Here is an 18,163-nt window from a genome sequence, read left to right on the forward strand (position 1 = left end):
CACATATTTCCCGAAGGAGGCCCCTCATGGAGCTCAATCTGACACCCGCCGCGCCCGACAACCTCATCTTCGACGTGACCGAAGCAACCTTCATGGCCGAGGTCGTCGAAGCTTCGATGGAAACACCAATCATTGTCGATTTCTGGGCGCCCTGGTGCGGCCCCTGCAAAACCCTCGGCCCCATGCTCGAAGATGCCGTGACCCGCGCCAAAGGCGCTGTCAAAATGGCCAAAATCGATGTCGATCAAGAGCAGCGCCTCGCGCAAATGCTCGCCCAGCAAGGCCTCCCCATCCAGTCGATTCCGACAGTGGTCGGCTTCTATCAAGGCCGCCCCGTAGATATGTTCCAAGGCGCTGTGCCGGCGTCGGAGCTTGAGGCTTTCGTCAAAAAAGTCGTCGATGCCGCAGGCGGTGATGCCTCCGGCGGTCTTGATGATGCCGTCGCCGCCGCCGAAGAAATGCTCGCCGAGGGCGCGGCCTCCGATGCCGCCCAAACCTTCGCCGCGATCTTGGAAGAAGAGCCGAACCATGCCGCAGCCTACGGCGGCCTCGTGCGCAGCTACATAGCACTTGATGACCTCTCGGGCGCCGAAGCCACCCTCAATGGCGCCCCCGCCGAGATCAGCGCCGCGCCCGAGCTTGAGGCCGCTCACGCCCAGCTCGAACTCGCCAAACAAGCGGCCAATGCCGGACCCGTGGCCGAGCTTCAAGCCGCCTCCGAAGCCGCGCCAGATAATCATCAAGCGCGCTATGACTATGCAAACGCCCTGCAAGCCTCGGGCGATGTTGAAGAAGCCGTAAACCAACTTCTCGAGCTTTTCCGCCGCGACCGCGAGTGGAACGATGGCGCCGCCAAAACCCAGCTCTTCACGCTGTTTGATGCCCTGCCCCCACAAGACCCGATCGCGCTGTCAGGCCGTCGCAGGCTCGGTTCCATGATCCTGATCTGAGGCACACAATGCGCAAGTTCAAAGACCTGCCAAGCGTCATTTCCGTCTTCCCGCTTCCGGGTGCGCTGCTCCTGCCGCGCTCCAACATGCCGCTGCACATCTTTGAACCGCGCTACCTCACCATGCTTGATGACGCCCTCAAAACCCCCGAGCGCCTCATCGGCATGATCCAGCCCGATACAGGCCCGCACCGCACCGAAGATGCGCTGATGACAATCGGCTGCGCGGGCCGCATCACCCAGTTCAACGAAACCGACGATGGCCGCTACATGATCACTCTCACGGGTGTCTCCCGCTACCGCATCAGCGCCGAGGTCGACGGCTTCGCGCCCTACCGCCGCGCCGAAGTGAGCTGGGAAGGCTTCGAGCACGACATGGGGCCAGAAGAACACGACCCCGCCTTTGACCGCGCCAAATTCATGGCCCTGCTTGAGCGGTTCTTCTCTGCCAAAGGCCTCAACACCGATTGGGAAACACTGCAAGAAGCCGAGGATGAGCTCCTCGTCAACTCCCTCTCCATGCTGCTCGACTTTGCCCCAGAAGACAAACAGGCGCTCCTCGAAGCGCCCTCTCTCTCAACCCGTCGCGAAACCCTCGTGACCCTTATCGAATTTGCCCTGCACAGCGGCGGCGATGGCGAGGATATTCTCCAATGACCGACACAAAACAGTTCGACCGCCACATGCTCGAAGCCCTCGTCTGCCCCGTCGCCCAAGGCCGCTTGGAATACGACGCCGAGGCGCAGGAACTCATCAGCAAATCCGCCAACCTCGCCTACCCCATCCGCGATGGCATCCCCGTGATGCTGTTCAGCGAAGCACGGAAGCTGGAAGAGTAAATAAAGCTTTCCCAAACCCACCGCGCGCAGCCTTCACACCTGCTGAGCGCGCAAAAACCCCGTTCAGGCCGTGCACGGGTTGTGCGCGCATGGTGCACGCATTTCACCCCCCCTGGAATCAGCAGGGCCAAAAGCGCGTTAATCTTTTGGGTTACGATTTCATCAAATCTGGCAAATCGCCGTTCAAACCCGCCGCTTCGCGCATAAATCCGCGCTTTAGGCCCGGCATAGCGTTGATCAGCCCCATGCCAAGGTCACGCCCCGCTCTCAGGATCGGATTATCGTTTGAAAACAGCTTGTTGGTCAGGTCGGTGCTGGCAGCCAAGGTGGCCGTGTCAAAGCGCCGCCAGCTTTGGTAGCGCTCCAGCACAAGCTGGCTGGCAAAGTCCTCACCGCGCCGCTCGGCATGTTCGATCACATGCGCCAGCGCAGCCACATCACGCAGCCCCGCATTGAGGCCCTGCCCCGCAATCGGATGCATCCCGTGCGCCGCATCGCCAACAAGCGCAAGCCGTTGACTTATAAAGGAATTCGCAATGGTCAGCTTCAGCGGATAGGCAAAGCGCTTGCCCTCCAGTTTGATCTCCCCAAGAAAGTCCCCAAAGCGCGGCCGCAACACCTCAAGATAGTCCTCATCGGGCAGCGCATTGATGCCATTCGCCCGCTCCGTGCGCTCTGACCAGACGATAGAAGAGCGGTTCCCCGGAAGCGGCAAAATAGCCAGCGGCCCCTGCGGCATAAAAAATTGTTGGGCAACGCCATTATGCGGTTTTTCGTGGGCAATCGCACAGACAAGAGCGGTTTGCCCATAATCCCAACCTGTCCGCCTGATTCGCGCCCTCTCCGCCGTCCCGGAGGCGCGGCCATCGGCCCCCACAATCAACCTTGTGGAGTGCACATCGCCATTGGCCAAAGTCAGCCAGGCACCGCTGTCATTCACTTCTTGAGCAACCACCTTACCCTCGATGGTTTCAATAAGCTCATGGGCGCTCACAGCCTCCAGCAAAGCGCGCCGCAGGTAACGGTCTTCCAGCATATGGCCCATCGGCCCTTCTTCCAGCTCACCCTGCTCGAAATGCAGAAAAAACGGCGCTGGCCCCTCGCCTGCGCGCCCGTCACTCGCCTTGATCTCGTTCATAGGCTGCGCGTGCTCTGACACCTTGTTCCATAGGCCCAAACGCTGCAAAAGCCGCACCGAGACCATAGCCAAAGCATAGGCGCGCCCGTCAAAGGCCGCGTTTTTGCGCACCGTCTCGGGCTGGGCATCAAAGATGCTCACACGCCGCCCTCGTTCGGCCAAAGCCAGCGCCAGAACAGGGCCGTTCAGCCCGCCACCCACGATTGCGATATCACTGTCATATGTCATGCCCCGCACTATGCCAGCCCTTGCGGGATTGTCCATGCAACAGAACGCCGCTACCGTAGATTTGAAAGCAGCAAGAGGGGCACACGATGACAAACTGGCTTACAATGAGCATGGCCGATCTGGGCCGTGGCATCGCCGCAGGCGAGATTGATCCTATTGATCTTACAGAAGAATATCTGAAAGCCATCAAAGCCCACCCATTCGGCACCCGCATCTACGCCCGCCTCACAGAAAAGCGCGCGAGGGCCGAGGCCAAAGCCGCTTCAGAGCGCGCCAGCCAAGGGCTGCGGCGAGGTCTGCTTGATGGTGTTCCCGTCAGTTGGAAAGACCTGTTCGATACCGCAGGCACAGCCACAGAAGCAGGCTCCGCCCTCCTCGAAAGCCGCGTGCCGGACACCGACGCATGGGTCTTGCAAAACGCCACAAAAGCAGGCCTCGTCTGCCTCGGCAAAACCCATATGAGCGAGCTGGCTTTCTCTGGCCTCGGCCTCAATCCCGTCACCGAAACACCCCCCTGTGTGAATGATGAATCTGCCGTTCCGGGCGGCTCTTCTTCCGGCGCGGCGGCCTCCGTTGCCTTCGGGCTCGCCCCTTGCGGCGTTGGCTCCGACACAGGCGGAAGTGTGCGCATCCCTTCCGCGTGGAACGATCTTGTCGGCCTCAAAACAACCTCTGGCCGCATCCCCCTCACAGGCGCAGTTCCTCTGGCCGCGACGTTCGATACAATCGGCCCGCTCTGCCGCACAGTTGAAGATGCCGCGCTCATGCTCGCCGTCCTTGAAGGCAGTCAAGCCGCTGATCTCAAAGGCGCTTCCATCAAAGGCATACGCCTTGCAATCCTTGAGACAGTCGCCCCCGATGAGGTGCGCGAAGCTCCCAAATCCGCCTTTGAAAGTGCCGTTCGGCACCTCAAAACAGCAGGTGCCCAGATCGAGCATATCAAGGCCCCCGAGGTCGCCGAAATCATGCCGCTCTCGGGTATCCTCTTCACATCCGAAGCCTACGGAACATGGAAAGACACCATCGAAGCCGCCCCGGCAAAGATGTTTCCCGAAATCCTTGGCCGCTTCCGCTCTGGCAAAGAATTTTCTGCCGCCGATTATGTCGCCGCATGGCAGACTGTCGAGCAAGCTCGCGCCACATGGGCCAAACGGGTTGCAGGCTATGATGCTGTCATCCTGCCAACCGCCCCGATCTTGCCGCCCAATGCCGAAAGACTGGTGACAGATAGCGACTATTACATCACAGAAAACCTGCTCGCCCTGCGCAACACACGTATCGGCAATTTGCTCGGCCTGCCCGCCATAACCCTGCCTACTGGCACTCCCAGCTGCGGAATTTCCTTCATGGGCGCGGCTTTCGGCGAGGAAAAGCTCCTCCGCGTGGCCGCTGCCGCAGAAAAAGCCATGTCTTAAATGCCACAAACCGCCTGAATCCACAGAGTTTTTCTGGACGGGAGAGGTTTGCTTCAGTAATTTACTCTCAAACGGGGCGCCAATGACCCCGAAGTTGAGGCAGTTTTAATATGTTTCCCGAGCGGTTCTCGAACCTTCCGGCCTATGCGTTTCCGCGTTTGCGCGCGCTGTTGGATTGTCATCCAGCAGGCGGCGAAACCGTGCACATGACAATCGGTGAACCCAAGCACCCCTTCCCCGCGTGGGTCGGTGAGGAGCTTGCCGCCAACATTGAGGGCTTCAACAGCTACCCCCCGAACGACGGCAGCGAAGCGCTGCTCACGGCCATTTCCGGCTGGCTCAAAAGCCGTTTCAACATCACTGCCGCTGCTGATACGCAGATCCTCGCGCTCAACGGAACCCGCGAGGGCCTCTATAACGCCTGCATGGCGCTGATCCCCGAAGAGATACAAGGCGAGCGCCCAAATGTGCTGATGCCCAACCCGTTTTATCAGGTCTACGCTGTCGGGGCAGCTTCTGTCGGCGCGCGGCCAGTGTTCACAAATGCCACAAAAGCCACAGGGTTTTTGCCCGATTTCACAGGCCTACCCACGGATATTCTCAAGAAAACCGCAGCAGCGTTCATCTGCTCCCCGTCAAACCCGCAGGGCGCTATCGCCAGCCGCACTTACTTGCGCGAGCTTATCACACTGGCAGAGCAGTTTGACTTCCAGATCTTCGCCGATGAATGCTACTCAGAGATTTATCGCAATGATCCGCCCCCCAGCGCGTTGGATGTGGCTACAGAGATGGGCGCGCACCCCGAGCGCGTGGTGATCTTTCATTCACTCTCCAAACGCTCCAATTTGCCGGGCCTGCGCTCCGGCTTTGTCGCAGGCGGGCCCGAAAGCATCCGCCGCCTCAAACAGCTGCGCAACTATGCAGGCGCGCCCCTACCCACACCACTTCAGGCCGTGGCAGCCCGCGTTTGGTCCGATGAAGAGCATGTTATTGAAAACCGCAGGCTCTATCAGGAAAAATACATAATCGCCGACAAGATTATGGCTGATTTCGAAGGGTACAAAGGCCCCGAAGGAGGGTTTTTCCTCTGGCTTCCGGTGGAAGACGGGGAGAAAGCCGCGCTCAGGCTCTGGCGCGAAACAGGCGTGCGCGTTCTACCCGGAGCCTACCTGAGCCGCGATGCCGAAGGGCGCAATCCGGGTAAGAATTACATCAGGGTCGCTATGGTGGCCCCAAAAGAAGAAATGCAGCAGGGGCTTACGCGCCTCAAAAGCTGCTTACAAAGCTGAGGACGAGGGAACATGGCATATCAGACACGCGGGCGCGATCCGCTACTCGATAGCAACATGGCGGAAGCCATTGAAAAACGCGGCAAAGAGCTGATCGGCATCGCGCTGATCGTTGTGGCTCTGGCCGCCGCGGCCATGATTGCCTCCTACACTCCGAATGATCCGTCATGGCTCTCCGCCACAGACGCCCCCGTGCAAAACTGGATGGGCAGCATCGGCGCCGCCATCGCAGCTCCGCTCTTCATGATCGTCGGCTGGGGCAGCTGGGGCATTGCAGCGGCCCTCCTCGCATGGGGCCTGCGTTTCACATTTCACTTCGGAGCCGACCGCGCCATCGGCCGCCTCATCTTCGCACCCATCTGGCTCGCGCTTCTGTCAATTTACGCCTCTACCCTCGTTCCGGGCGAAACTTGGACACATTCTTTCGGCCTTGGCGGCCTCTTTGGTGACACCGTGCTTGGCAGCGCTCTCAGCATCCTGCCAGTCGGAGCCACCTTTGGTCTCAAAGTTCTTTCGCTGCTTCTCGGTGCGGCCATGCTGGCATTCGGCTTCTTCATTCTCGGCTTCACACGCCCTGAAATCCGCTATATCGCCCGTTTCCTGATGATCGGCACAATCATGGCCTACGCGCTTGTCATGAACCTTCTGGGCAAAACAGCCACAGGCGCGGTTTCTGCTGCCCAAACCATGCAAGAGCGCAACCGCGTGCGCCGCGAGCAGCGCGCTGTCGAGCGTGCGGAAGCCGCCGAATGGGCCGCAATGCAAGACGCCCAATCGCTTGAAGCCGAACAATACGCAGCCCCTCAAGCGCACGCGCATTATGATGAGCCGCCGCTCACCGCACCTGTAGAAAAGGCAGGTGGTCTACGCGCGCTCATGCCAAACCTTATCCGCCGCCCCGAGCCTGTGGATATGCCGGAGCCGGAGCTTGTGGAGCCGCAGCCAAACTTTGGCGAATACGACACGCCCGAGGCCCCCTCGGATGACCGCATCAAAGCCAAAATCGCCGATGTCATCAAATCGCGTGTGCGCCAGATTCCGTCAATGCAAGCCCCAAGCATTGCCCCCCTCACAAAAGGGCGTGGCCACGGCCCGACACCGCTTGTCCTCAACACAACACCCCAGCCTCACATGCGCGCCGAGCCACCGCTCACTGGCGGCGCACAAAGCAGCCTGCCACCCGAGCCACAGCTGACAGCCAGCTACACGCAAGACTACGCACAAGAAGAAGCCTACGCGCCTGCCCAATACTATGACGAGGCCGACGACGAGGTATTTGAAGAGACGCTCCCGCTTGCAGAAGCCCCTGCGCCGCTGTCTTACTCTATCCCGACAGCCGAGCCCAAAAAGGTTGTGCAACACGCGCCCAAAAAGCCTGTGCAAACGTCCACACGCGCCAAAGCCGAGGCCCAGCCTGCCTTCAAGTTCGAAGACAAGCGCCCCGCCTACGAGCTTCCTCCGCTCTCGCTTCTGGCCGATCCTGTGCATATCGAGCGTCACCACCTCTCCGATGAATCGCTCGAAGCCAACGCCCGCATGCTTGAAACCGTGCTTGATGACTACGGCGTGAAGGGCGAGATCGTCTCGGTCCGCCCTGGCCCCGTTGTGACCATGTATGAGCTTGAACCAGCGCCAGGCCTCAAGGCCTCCCGCGTGATCGGCCTCGCCGATGATATCGCCCGCTCCATGGCCGCGCTCTCCGCGCGTGTCTCCACGGTTCCGGGCCGTTCCGTCATCGGGATCGAGCTGCCCAATGACAACCGCGAGATGGTCGGCTTCCGCGAGATTCTCTCTGGCCGCGAATACGGCGACGGCAACCACAAGCTGCCCCTCGCCCTTGGCAAGGATATCGGCGGTGATCCCATCGTCGCCAACCTCGCCAAAATGCCTCACCTGCTCATCGCAGGGACAACAGGCTCGGGCAAATCTGTCGCGATCAACACCATGATTCTCTCGCTCCTCTACAAGCTCACGCCTGAAGAATGCCGCATGATCATGATCGACCCGAAGATGCTCGAACTTTCCGTCTATGACGGTATCCCGCACCTGCTCTCTCCCGTTGTGACCGATCCGAAGAAGGCCGTTGTCGCCCTCAAATGGACAGTCGGTGAAATGGAAGAGCGCTATCGCAAGATGTCCAAAATGGGCGTGCGCAACATTGATGGTTACAACTCCCGCGTGGCCGATGCTTTGGCCAAAGGCGAGACATTCTCGCGCACCGTCCAGACAGGTTTTGACGACGACACAGGCGAACCCGTGTTCGAAACAGAAGAGATCATCCCCGAGAAAATGCCGTATATCGTCGTCATCGTCGACGAAATGGCCGATCTCATGATGGTCGCGGGCAAAGAGATCGAAGCCTGCATCCAGCGCCTCGCCCAAATGGCGCGTGCCTCAGGCATTCACATCATCATGGCAACCCAGCGCCCCTCTGTTGACGTGATCACAGGCACAATCAAAGCCAACTTCCCCACCCGGATCAGCTTCCAGGTGACAAGCAAGATCGACAGCCGCACAATCCTCGGCGAAATGGGTGCCGAGCAACTCCTCGGCATGGGTGATATGCTCTACATGGCAGGCGGCGCGAAAATCACCCGCTGCCATGGTCCGTTTGTCTCTGATGAAGAAGTCGAAGAAATCGTCAATCACCTCAAGGCCTACGGCCCGCCTTCCTATGTCTCTGGCGTAGTTCAAGGCCCGCCCGATGACAACGCAGGTGATATCGACGCAGTCCTCGGCCTCGGCGGCAACACCGACAGCGAAGATGCGCAATACGATGAAGCGGTCGCGATCGTTATCAAAGACCGTAAGTGCAGCACCTCCTACATCCAGCGCAAGCTTTCGATCGGCTACAACAAGGCCGCCAAGCTTGTGGAACAAATGGAAGAAGAAGGCCTCATCTCGGCCGCCAACCACGTTGGCAAACGCGAGATTCTTGTGCCGGAACAGCACTAGGCGGCTTTTCGCCCTTAAATCCATAAAGCACGGGCTAAAGCGTTTCGCGACCTTCTCCCAAAGAGTTGTTCGCGAAACGCCCGCTTTCCCCAATAATCGTGGCTCCGCATGAGCACAGAGCCGCCCTTGAGCGGTGCTCATACGGTTTTGTTATCGCTTAACAGCCGGTGTTTTCATATTTTAACCCCATATCAATAGTGCAAATTCGCATCTGGATGCTTAGGTAACGGTTATGAAACTCAAACACATCTTCTTCGCGCCCGTTCTGGCGCTCGCCCTCGCAAGCCCCGCAGCCGCAGACAAGCTGTCGCTGAACGCGCTCTCGCAGTATCTCAACGAGATGAAAACCGCCAAAGGCGCGTTTACCCAGATCAACGATGACGGGACAATCTCGACAGGCACGATTTACATCAAACGCCCCGGCAAAATCCGTTTCGAGTATAACCCGCCCGAGGAAACGCTCGTTCTAGCCAGCTCCAATGCCGTGGCGATCTTTGATCCGAAGACAAACCAGGGCCCGGAGAGCTACCCGCTCAACAAAACCCCCCTGTCTATCATCCTCGCCCGCACGGTCGATCTTGGCCGCGCCAACATGGTGACAGGTCACAGTTACGACGGCACCGCCACAACCATCACAGCGCAAGATCCGGCAAACCCCGAATACGGCAATATCCAGCTGAAATTCACAGGTGACCCTGTCGAATTGCGCCAATGGGTCATCAACGATGACAGCGGCTCAAGCACAACTGTGGTGCTGGGCGAGCTTACCAAAGGCGGCTCGCTGCCCAACACCCTGTTTGATATCGATGCAAACATGAAAAAGCGCGGAGGGCGCTAAGCCCCCGTCTTTTAATTCATCTCAACCGGCGACAGCTTGCAAGCTGCGCCCTATACATCTCCGAGCGGTTGCCGACTTCGCCCGCAACCCGCATGAGCCATGCCTTCTGGCGGTAGGTTCCGCGCGCATACCCTGTGTGCCCGTCGTGATAAGCCAGATACTGGTTGCGCGCATCGGTCAGAGAGATCCCGTTCCGCTCACGGGAAATATTCATGTAATACCCCATGAAGTCCGTCGCATCGCGAATGTTGTTCCGCTTTGCCATACGCCGGTTTTCTTTCTGCTGATACTCTTTCCAGGTCGCATCCAGCGCCTGAGAATAGCCGAAGGCACTTGACTGACGACCAACAGGAATCACTCCAAGCGCATACTGGAACGGCGTGCGCGCATCGGACTTGAATTTGCTCTCTTGGTAAATCGTCGCCATCTGGACATGCACAGGCACGCCCCACTTTCGCTCCGCCGCCTTGAAGGCACGGTAATATGTCGGGCGCTCTTTCAGAATGGCACAGGCGTTGTCGAGCTGCTTTGGTGCGCTCGTTCCCGCTCCACGGCCACAGGCCGCCAGAGATGCCACAATCATTAAAGCGCAAAGGATTCTGCTCATCTGCCCCTCGCTTATTTTTTGTTTTTACAACCATACCGCATTGGGCGCAAAATCTAAATCACATTTCTGTGCCACAAGCGCTTTTCTGCGCGCAAAAGCGATGTGTCGCTGCACACTGTTGGCCAGCGCTTCACAGAGTGTTTCCAGCAAATTCACTCTCTGAAATGGACATATGACCATTGAAAGCGTTATGCTGCTCGGATAGGGGCTAAACTTATGATGATACGCAAACGTGCCAAATACCACCTCGGACAAGTCGTCCGCCACAAAAAGCACCCCTTCCGTGGGGTGGTCTTTGATGTAGACCCGCAGTTTTCAAACAGCGACGAATGGTATGAAGCCATCCCCGAAGACAGCCGCCCCCAAAAGGAGCAGCCCTTCTATCATCTCCTCGCAGAAAATGATCAAAGCTACTATGTCGCCTATGTCTCCGAGCAAAACCTCGTAGCAGACTATTCAGGCGAACCGGTTGATCATCCCGATATCCCCGATCTCTTCGGCCCCTTCCAGGACGGCCAATACCCGCTTCAGTTCCAACTGAACTGACCCCAGCCACCGACTTTCAGCTTTCTTTTTGCTCCAAATATCCTGGGGGTCTGGGGGCAAAGCCCCCAGCCAGTCGGATTGCGCAAAGCGCAATTCGAAACGTTTTCACTCCACAGGTCGCCCGTCTTTCTTCCAGGCCCCGAATCCACCGTCCATCTCGGCCACATTCGTAGCGCCCATATCCTGCAAGGCTTTCGCCGCCAAAGCCGAACGCCACGCCCCCGCACAGAAAAGGATAATCTTCTTGTCCGTTGCAAACGCTTCCTTGTGATAGGGGCTCGCAGGGTCAAACCAGAATTCCAGCATCCCGCGTGGCGCACGAAATGCCCCGGGAAAGTGCCCTTCGCGCTCAAGCTCGCGCGGGTCGCGAATATCCACAACAAGCGCTTCGCCCGCCTGCGCCAATCGCCAGACTTCGTCGCGACTCAACGTCTCGATCTCTTCTTTCGCCCGCATCACGAGCTCTTTTACAGGTGTAATTGCCATGCTCAATACCCCAGCGCCGCGCCGTCTTTGCGCGGATCAGATGCGCCCTCCAGCACACCATCTGCGCGGATACGAATAGCCTGCGCTCCGCCCAGCGGCCCGTCAGGCACAACAACCTTATGTCCCATCTCGACAAGTTCGGCGCGCACCGCCTCGGTATATCCCTTCTCGACCTTAAGGTCGCTTCCGTCCGCAAAAGACCGCGGCGCATCAATCGCGCTTTGCGCATCTATGCCAAAGTCCTGCATATTCATCACAAACCGCGCATGTCCGCAGGGCTGATAGGCCCCGCCCATCACGCCAAAAGGCATAATCGCGCGGCCATTCTCCGCCAGCATCCCCGGAATAATCGTGTGCATAGGTCTCTTGCCACCGCCGTATGCATTCGGATGCCCCTCCTCAAGCGTGAAGCCGGCGCCACGGTTTTGCAGCAGAATCCCGAATTTCTCACTCGCAATCCCCGAGCCAAAGCCGTGGAAAATCGAATAGATAAAGCTCACGGCCATACGGTCTTTATCCACCACAGTGATATAGATCGTATCCTTATGCACCGCTTCACTGAGAGGTGCCGCCGCCGCCATCGCGCGCTTTGGGTCAATCAATGCCGCCAGCTTTGCTGCGGTTTTCATGCTCAGCATATGCTCAAGCCGCGTGGTTCTGTCGGGGTCAGCAATAAAGCGGTTGCGCGCATCATAAGCCAGTTTCGTCGCCTCTGCCTCGATATGCGCACGCATCGCGCCAAACGGCTCCATGCTGGCAATGTCAAACTGGCTCAGAATATTCAGCATCAGGTTTGCCGTTGCGCCCTGTCCGTTCGGCGGATGCTCCAGCAGATCAACCCCTTTGTAATGGCTCCCCACAGGATCGGTATAAAAGCTCACCGCATTGGCAAAATCGCTCAGCTCATGCACACCGCCAAGCTCTTTCAAAGCGGCAACCATATCTTCGGCGACTTCACCTTCGTAAAAGCCCTTGCGCCCGTCCTTTGCCACACGCCGCAGCGCCTCGGCCTGCGCAGGGGCGCGAAACATCTGGCCAATTTCGGCTGGTTTCCCGTTGATCAGATAATGCGCCTCGCCATGCCCTTGCAGAGCCTTAGCCGCCTCGGGCCAGTCAAACGCCACACGCGGCGCAACAGGCACACCCTCCTCCGCATAGCGAATGGCAGGCGCCAGAATCGCATCAAGCCCGAGTTTGCCATAATCCTCCGACAAACGGCAAAATCCGTCCATAGCGGTCGGGATCGTCACCGCCTCAGGCCCTCTGAGCGGCACAGTTTTTTCACCCCGCGCGCGCAAAGCTTCAATATCAGCTGCCGCAGGCGCGCAGCCCGAACCGTTCAGCGCGCGAATGGCCCCGCCCTCTTTGTCCTGAAACAGCACAAAACAATCGCCGCCAATTCCTGTCATCTGCGGCTCGCAAATCCCGAGCAGAACAGCCCCCGCTATAGCCGCGTCCATAGCGTTGCCGCCGCGCTCCATGATATCAACAGCAACTTTAGCCGCTAGAGGATGCGAAGTGGCACAGATGCCATTCTTCGCCAAAACGGGCGACCTCCCGGGGAAATGAAAATCACGCATATCTTGCCCACTCTATTGCTATTTTACAAAAGACTAAGCGCCGCAAAGACCATTGCCAATGCAGTTTTGCAAATCATCACCATATCTGGAAAGATAAGAGCCTCGACGCCGCACACTGGGTGGGGGCTGTTAACGTACGACGCCGAGGGAAGCCATATGCAGCTACAAAATTGGTATGGCACTTGAATGAGGCAATTCTTCGTGCCGAATGAGGCGATTTGGTGAAATATTCTGGCCGTCCGATCAATCGGTATATCCTCAGGTCATCCATGACCCTCACAACAGATCGAAAAGGCAAGCTCATTGGTTTCTCCAACACGCTTGTAAGCAAGGTCGAAAGCCAGATTTCGCACCAGATACCAACCGAACCCACCTTCAGGAAGTGCATCAAGCGGCCCGTCAAGTGGTGGCAAACGTCCGTCTGGTAGCCCTTCCGAAGGCAAATTCCCGCCTTCATCAAGCACGTGAAACCGTAGCACATGCCCCGCACGTTTCAGAGAAACAGCAATCAGCCCTGTGTTCTGGGTGCCGTAAGCATGTTCCACGATATTGTTCAGCACCTCACCCAAAACAACCTCGACAGAGCCAATATCATCGGCACTCAGATCCATCCCTTTCAGCTTACAGATCAGTTCCGCCAATGCCTCACGCACCTCAAGCTCCCCGCTCGGGAACTCAAGGCACAGGTCAGCCTGCGCCTGATTAGCATAGAGCGTCATCTGCCCGTTCCTCACCGCAGGTCAGCCCGCCTTGTAGAGCTTGTTCACATCTTCAGCCTGCGCATGGATGGTAAAGATCGAATCCATCCTCGTGAGGCGGAAAACCTTCTCCACAGTCGGGGTCAGCCCCGCCAGATCAAGCCGCTTCGTGCTGCCCATCAATTTCATCACAGCAACAACCGCGCCAAGCCCGCTCGAATCGATAAAGCCCACCTCGCTTAAATCGAGCACAACATGGCTCGCCTTTGCCTGCCCCGTAAATTCTCTCAGCGAATCTTTGAATTTCAACGCAGCGGCCGCATCAATCCGCTCGGCCAGAACCTTTACAAACAAGAGATCACTTGTCTCTCTACAGTCAAATTTCATCACTATCTCCGCTACCGTAGAAATACGCCTTTGTGTCACGAGACTAGACGGCAAACCTTTCTATTCGGTATTCAAGAGGCAATTCAGGAGGACATCACATGAAAAAAGTAATCATCGCAGGCGCAGCCCGCACGCCCATGGGCGGCTTTCAAGGCGTATTTGATGGCGTTCCCGCCTCCGTCCTTGGCGGCACGGCCATCCGTGCAGCGCTGGAAAACGCAGGAGCAAAAACTGTTGATGAAGTTCTCATGGGCTGCGTTCTCCCCGCAGGTCAGGGTCAGGCCCCCGCGCGCCAGGCAGGCTTCGCAGGCGGGCTGGGCGAGGATGTCCCGGCGACGACAGTCAACAAAATGTGTGGTTCAGGTATGAAAACCACCATGATGGGCGTTGATCAAATCGCCCTCGGCCATGCCGACACCATGATCACAGGCGGTATGGAATCCATGTCAAACGCGCCATATCTCTTGGAAAAAATGCGCTCCGGGGCGCGTATCGGTCACCAGAAAGTGCTCGACCATATGTTCCTCGATGGCCTGGAGGATGCCTACGATAAAGGCCGCCTCATGGGCACATTCGCCGAAGATTGCGCCGAGAAATACCAGTTCACCCGCGAAGCGCAGGACGAATATGCGATCGGCTCGCTCAACGGCGCGCTTGAAGCGATCCGCTCTGGCGCATTTGATGGCGAAGTTACGCCGGTGTCGCTTCAAACCCGCAAGGGCGAGGTGACTATCGCGGAAGATGAACAGCCTGCCAAAGCCCGCCCCGAAAAGATCCCGACACTGAAACCCGCTTTCCGCGAGGGCGGCACGGTCACGGCAGCCAATGCCTCATCCATCTCCGATGGCGCAGCCGCGCTCGTGCTAGCCTCCGAAGAAGCGGCCAAAGCTCAGGGTCTTGGCATCCGCGCGCAGATCGTGGGCCATACAAGTCACGCCCAAGCCCCCGGATGGTTCGCAACCGCGCCCATACCCGCCGCACAGAAACTGCTTAAAAACATTGGTTGGACTGTCGATGATGTCGACCTTTGGGAAGTCAATGAAGCCTTCGCAGTGGTCCCCATGGCCTTCATGCACGAAATGGGAATCCCGCGTGAAAAGATGAACGTCAACGGCGGCGCCTGCGCACTTGGTCACCCCATCGGCGCATCCGGCACACGCATCATCGTGACGCTCCTGAATGCCCTTGAAAAGCGCGGCCTCAAACGCGGTATCGCCGCCATCTGTATCGGCGGCGGCGAAGGCACAGCCATCGCCATCGAACGCGTCTAGGCCTTCCTCTTTCTATAAATATCCCGGGGTCTGGGGCAGCGCCCCAGCTCTCCTGTTACAAGAAACACATCATGCGCGTTAACTACACCACCCTCACAAAAACCATCCACTCGCTCACAACAGGCGAAACCGACGAGGTCGCTCTTATGGCGACGCTGGTTTGCGAGCTTCATCACAGTGACGACCGCTTCGACTGGACAGGGTTTTACCGTGTAACAGAGCCTAACCTGCTCAAGATCGGTCCCTATCAAGGCGGCCACGGCTGCCTGCAAATCCCGTTCTCCCGCGGCGTCTGCGGCGCAGCAGCGCGAACGCGCAAAGTGCAGCTTGTCGACGATGTCGAAAGCTTCGAGGGCCATATCGCCTGCGCCTCCAGCACTCGCTCCGAGCTTGTCCTGCCGGTGTTCAACGCGGCGCACGAGGTGATCGCTGTGCTTGATATCGACAGCGACCAGCCCTCAGCGTTTACACACGAAGACGCGCAGGCTTTGGAGGCGATACTTGCCGAGGTTTTTGCACGGTGAGTTGATTTCGAATTTCGCTTCGCGAAATCCGACCGTTGAGGGGGCCAGCCCCCTCAAATTCCTGAGAGTTTACAAACGCAAGCCGACAGAGCGCACTTGCTGCGCAGAATCGGCCCCTCGGTATATTTATTGCAATAAGAAAGACTCTTGTGAAAAAAGGCTTTGAAATTTCATGCCCTTGAGGCATCGTGAAAATAATAGAGCAAATTTCACGGGATTCGAATGAACCAAAAGGCCAGCCCTTCGCAAACTCTCGGAGCCGACCTGCGTGCATTACGTAAAGCACGTGGGCTGACGTTGAGTGACATGGCCGACACCTTAGGCCGTTCTGTCGGCTGGCTCAGTCAGGTGGAGCGTGATTTGTCCGAGCCCTCCATCACCGATCTGCGCCATATTGCCCGCGCACTCGGCGTTTCTGTTTCCATGCTGTTCAGCCACGCGCCCGCGCCGGCAGGCGAGGCGGGATATGTTGTGCGCAGAGGTGCGCGTCGCCCCATCGGCTCGGGCGAGGCGGGGCTTGTCGAAGAGTTACTCTCTCCCGATCTCACCGATGATTTCGAGATGGTTCACTCAACTTTCAAGCCGCATTCACGCATTGGGGAAGAAGTCACCCGCCCAACTCAGGAGGTCGGTTACCTAATCTCTGGCAAGCTTGATCTCGTCATCAGCGGTGCGCGCTTCACGATCCACCCGGGTGACAGTTTCCGCATCCGTGGCGAGCCTTTCGAATGGATCAACCCCTACGATGACCCAGCCGTTGCGATCTGGGTCATTGCGCCGCCGGTGTATTAATCATGAGCTTCGAGGCCTGGACCATATTCGCGCTTTTCTGGCTGGTGTTCGTCACCACCCCGGGGCCAAATGCCGTCAACTGCATCCAATCGGGTATGAGCCTCGGCTTCCTGCGCGCTTTGCCCGCAGTGGCCGCGATTCTCTGCCAAGCCTCACTGTTCCTGACGCTCTCGGCTTTCGGCATCACAGCACTGCTCGCCGCATCCCCAACAGCATTCCTTGCGCTCAAATACGCAGGCGCAGGCTTTCTCGTTTATCTCGGCTTGCGCGCAATCCTAAGGGCACATCTGCCCATCGAAGCCAGCGCACACGCGGGCCGCACTCTCTTCTGGCGGTCTTTTCTGATCGCCACGATCAACCCGAAATCTGTTGCCGGTTACCTAGCCGCCTTCAGCCAGTTTGTAGACCCGAACGCGCCGATAGCGCAGCAAATGTGGGTCATCGTGCCCACGGCGCTCACGCTTACAAGCTTTAGTTATTGCACCTACACCGCCCTCGGCACGGGGCTTGGAAAGCTCGCGCTCGGCGCGGTATTCAACGCTTGGTTCCGTCGTGTCATGGGCCTTTGTTTCATCGCCTATGGCCTCGCCCTCGGCGCAACAACGGGGAGAATGTGACATGCTGAAAGGCTCCTGCCTCTGCGGCGCATGCAGCTTTGAAACAACTGCCAAGCCGCAAGGTCCTTCCATGTGCCACTGCGCCCAATGCCGCGCACAGTCTGGTGGCATCTGGTCCTCGGCTTACGTTCCGCGCGCCGAATTGCACATCTCCGGCCCGGTCAAATGGTTCGCTTCCTCAGAGGCAGCCCACCGTGGTTTCTGCCCCGAATGCGGCAGCTTCCTCTTCTGGGAGGCCCACGTTGAGGACACCACCAGCTTTTCTCTCGGCAGCATCACAGACCCCACCGGGCTACGCCTTGAGAAGCACATTTTCACAGCCAGCAAAGGCGATTATTACGATATCGCCGATGGCCTTCCGCAGAAGGAATAGGCCATGTTAGAGACGGTTTTTACCATGGACCCTGCCCTCATCCTTGCCTTCACAGGCGCAGGCATTCTGCTCAATATCACCCCCGGCTCCGATGTGGCCTTTTCAATGGCTTCCGGTATTTCGGGTGGTCCCCGCGCAGGCATCGCCGCCGCCACGGGGATCACTCTCGGGGGCCTCACACATGTGCTGTTTGCCGTTCTGGGTATATCCGCCGCGCTCATGGCGGTGCCTCACGCCTACGATATTATCCGCTATCTTGGCGCGGCCTATCTCATCCTGCTCGCCGTCAAAACATGGCGCGCCCCGCCCGAGCTTGAAAAGGCGCGCGGCGCAACCCGTCTCATCTCGGCCCTCAAGCGCGGCTATCTGACCAATCTGCTCAACCCGAAAGTCGCGCTCTTTATCCTTGCGTTCCTGCCCCAGTTCACCCGCCCGGAAGCAGGGCCAGTCTGGCAGCAAATCCTCATCCTTGGTCTCATCTTCAACGCCTCGGGCCTTGTCATCAACAGCACCTATGGCATTGCAGCTGGCCTCGCAGGCCACCGTATCATCCGTATGGGTGGAACCCTCAATAAAATCACATCCATCGTCTTCGGCGGCCTCGCTGCGCGCCTCATCTGGGAGTAAACAC

The 18,163-nt window shown here is 58.2% G+C and carries 20 protein-coding genes; 14 read left to right on the forward strand and 6 right to left on the reverse strand.

Annotated elements, in window-relative coordinates:
- Nucleotides 1-26 precede the first annotated feature (26 nt).
- Genes OE750_RS05135 through OE750_RS05145 form a run of 3 tightly spaced genes read left to right on the forward strand, consistent with a single transcriptional unit; the run spans nt 27 to nt 1,788 of the window.
- Nucleotides 27-950 carry a tetratricopeptide repeat protein gene (locus OE750_RS05135; protein ID WP_263762154.1) on the forward strand — a complete coding sequence of 308 codons (924 nt, stop codon included), beginning with the start codon at nt 27-29 and terminating at the stop codon, nt 948-950.
- Nucleotides 951-958: 8 nt separating this feature from the next.
- Nucleotides 959-1,606, forward strand: coding sequence for an LON peptidase substrate-binding domain-containing protein (locus OE750_RS05140; protein ID WP_263762157.1), 648 nt, complete (start codon nt 959-961; stop codon nt 1,604-1,606).
- Entirely contained in the window at nt 1,603-1,788 is a 186-nt protein-coding gene (locus OE750_RS05145) for a Trm112 family protein (RefSeq protein ID WP_263762159.1), read from the forward strand. Before OE750_RS05140 ends, OE750_RS05145 begins: the two co-directional genes overlap by 4 nt.
- A 151-nt stretch (nt 1,789-1,939) precedes the next feature.
- Here the strand turns inward: OE750_RS05145 and OE750_RS05150 are convergent, their stop codons facing one another.
- Nucleotides 1,940-3,190: a UbiH/UbiF/VisC/COQ6 family ubiquinone biosynthesis hydroxylase gene (locus tag OE750_RS05150; protein ID WP_263762161.1), complete on the reverse strand. Its 1,251-nt coding sequence runs from the start codon at nt 3,188-3,190 to the stop codon at nt 1,940-1,942.
- 50 nt (nt 3,191-3,240) lie between these two features.
- Here OE750_RS05150 and OE750_RS05155 point away from each other — a divergent pair, with 50 nt between their 5' ends.
- The 4 genes from OE750_RS05155 (at nt 3,241) to OE750_RS05170 (ending at nt 9,651) form a co-directional block, all read left to right on the forward strand.
- Complete coding sequence (locus OE750_RS05155; protein WP_263762163.1) at nt 3,241-4,569, forward strand: amidase; 1,329 nt, start codon at nt 3,241-3,243, stop codon at nt 4,567-4,569.
- A 110-nt stretch (nt 4,570-4,679) separates the two neighbouring features.
- Nucleotides 4,680-5,858 (forward strand): aminotransferase class I/II-fold pyridoxal phosphate-dependent enzyme, encoded by a 1,179-nt coding sequence (locus tag OE750_RS05160; protein WP_263762165.1) that lies wholly within the window; start codon nt 4,680-4,682, stop codon nt 5,856-5,858.
- 12 nt (nt 5,859-5,870) lie between these two features.
- The gene (locus OE750_RS05165; protein ID WP_263762167.1) at nt 5,871-8,813 is read left to right on the forward strand and encodes a DNA translocase FtsK; all 2,943 of its coding nucleotides are present in this window, start codon (nt 5,871-5,873) and stop codon (nt 8,811-8,813) included.
- A 232-nt stretch (nt 8,814-9,045) separates the two neighbouring features.
- The gene (locus OE750_RS05170; RefSeq protein ID WP_263762169.1) at nt 9,046-9,651 is read left to right on the forward strand and encodes a LolA family protein; all 606 of its coding nucleotides are present in this window, start codon (nt 9,046-9,048) and stop codon (nt 9,649-9,651) included.
- Between the two features lie 16 nt (nt 9,652-9,667).
- Here the strand turns inward: OE750_RS05170 and OE750_RS05175 are convergent, their stop codons facing one another.
- A complete protein-coding gene (locus OE750_RS05175; RefSeq protein WP_263762171.1) occupies nt 9,668-10,258 on the reverse strand; it encodes a transglycosylase SLT domain-containing protein in 591 nt (196 codons plus the stop codon).
- 219 nt (nt 10,259-10,477) lie between these two features.
- Here OE750_RS05175 and hspQ point away from each other — a divergent pair, with 219 nt between their 5' ends.
- On the forward strand, nt 10,478-10,804 hold the full coding sequence (gene hspQ, locus OE750_RS05180) for a heat shock protein HspQ (RefSeq protein ID WP_263762609.1): 327 nt from the start codon (nt 10,478-10,480) through the stop codon (nt 10,802-10,804).
- 105 nt (nt 10,805-10,909) lie between these two features.
- Here hspQ and OE750_RS05185 read toward each other — a convergent pair whose 3' ends face one another.
- From OE750_RS05185 to OE750_RS05200, 4 genes are all read right to left on the reverse strand, one after another.
- The gene (locus OE750_RS05185) at nt 10,910-11,290 is read right to left on the reverse strand and encodes a rhodanese-like domain-containing protein (RefSeq protein WP_263762173.1); all 381 of its coding nucleotides are present in this window, start codon (nt 11,288-11,290) and stop codon (nt 10,910-10,912) included.
- Between the two features lie 2 nt (nt 11,291-11,292).
- The gene (locus OE750_RS05190) at nt 11,293-12,870 is read right to left on the reverse strand and encodes a gamma-glutamyltransferase family protein (protein WP_263762175.1); all 1,578 of its coding nucleotides are present in this window, start codon (nt 12,868-12,870) and stop codon (nt 11,293-11,295) included.
- Nucleotides 12,871-13,133: 263 nt separating this feature from the next.
- Entirely contained in the window at nt 13,134-13,589 is a 456-nt protein-coding gene (locus OE750_RS05195; RefSeq protein ID WP_263762177.1) for an ATP-binding protein, read from the reverse strand.
- A 21-nt stretch (nt 13,590-13,610) separates the two neighbouring features.
- The gene (locus tag OE750_RS05200) at nt 13,611-13,955 is read right to left on the reverse strand and encodes an STAS domain-containing protein (RefSeq protein ID WP_263762179.1); all 345 of its coding nucleotides are present in this window, start codon (nt 13,953-13,955) and stop codon (nt 13,611-13,613) included.
- 98 nt (nt 13,956-14,053) lie between these two features.
- On the opposite strand from OE750_RS05200, the gene OE750_RS05205 reads away from it, so the two are divergent.
- From OE750_RS05205 to OE750_RS05230, 6 genes are all read left to right on the forward strand, one after another.
- Nucleotides 14,054-15,226 carry a thiolase family protein gene (locus OE750_RS05205; protein ID WP_263762181.1) on the forward strand — a complete coding sequence of 391 codons (1,173 nt, stop codon included), beginning with the start codon at nt 14,054-14,056 and terminating at the stop codon, nt 15,224-15,226.
- Between the two features lie 71 nt (nt 15,227-15,297).
- Nucleotides 15,298-15,750, forward strand: coding sequence for a GAF domain-containing protein (locus OE750_RS05210; RefSeq protein WP_263762183.1), 453 nt, complete (start codon nt 15,298-15,300; stop codon nt 15,748-15,750).
- A gap of 222 nt (nt 15,751-15,972) precedes the next feature.
- Nucleotides 15,973-16,542: a helix-turn-helix domain-containing protein gene (locus OE750_RS05215; RefSeq protein ID WP_263762184.1), complete on the forward strand. Its 570-nt coding sequence runs from the start codon at nt 15,973-15,975 to the stop codon at nt 16,540-16,542.
- A gap of 2 nt (nt 16,543-16,544) precedes the next feature.
- The gene (locus tag OE750_RS05220; RefSeq protein WP_263762186.1) at nt 16,545-17,159 is read left to right on the forward strand and encodes a LysE family translocator; all 615 of its coding nucleotides are present in this window, start codon (nt 16,545-16,547) and stop codon (nt 17,157-17,159) included.
- A 1-nt stretch (nt 17,160) separates the two neighbouring features.
- A complete protein-coding gene (locus OE750_RS05225; protein ID WP_263762188.1) occupies nt 17,161-17,532 on the forward strand; it encodes a GFA family protein in 372 nt (123 codons plus the stop codon).
- Between the two features lie 3 nt (nt 17,533-17,535).
- Entirely contained in the window at nt 17,536-18,159 is a 624-nt protein-coding gene (locus OE750_RS05230; protein ID WP_263762190.1) for a LysE family translocator, read from the forward strand.
- Nucleotides 18,160-18,163 lie beyond the last annotated feature (4 nt).

This window comes from Lentibacter sp. XHP0401 (genome assembly GCF_025751535.1).
Lineage (GTDB): Bacteria > Pseudomonadota > Alphaproteobacteria > Rhodobacterales > Rhodobacteraceae > Lentibacter.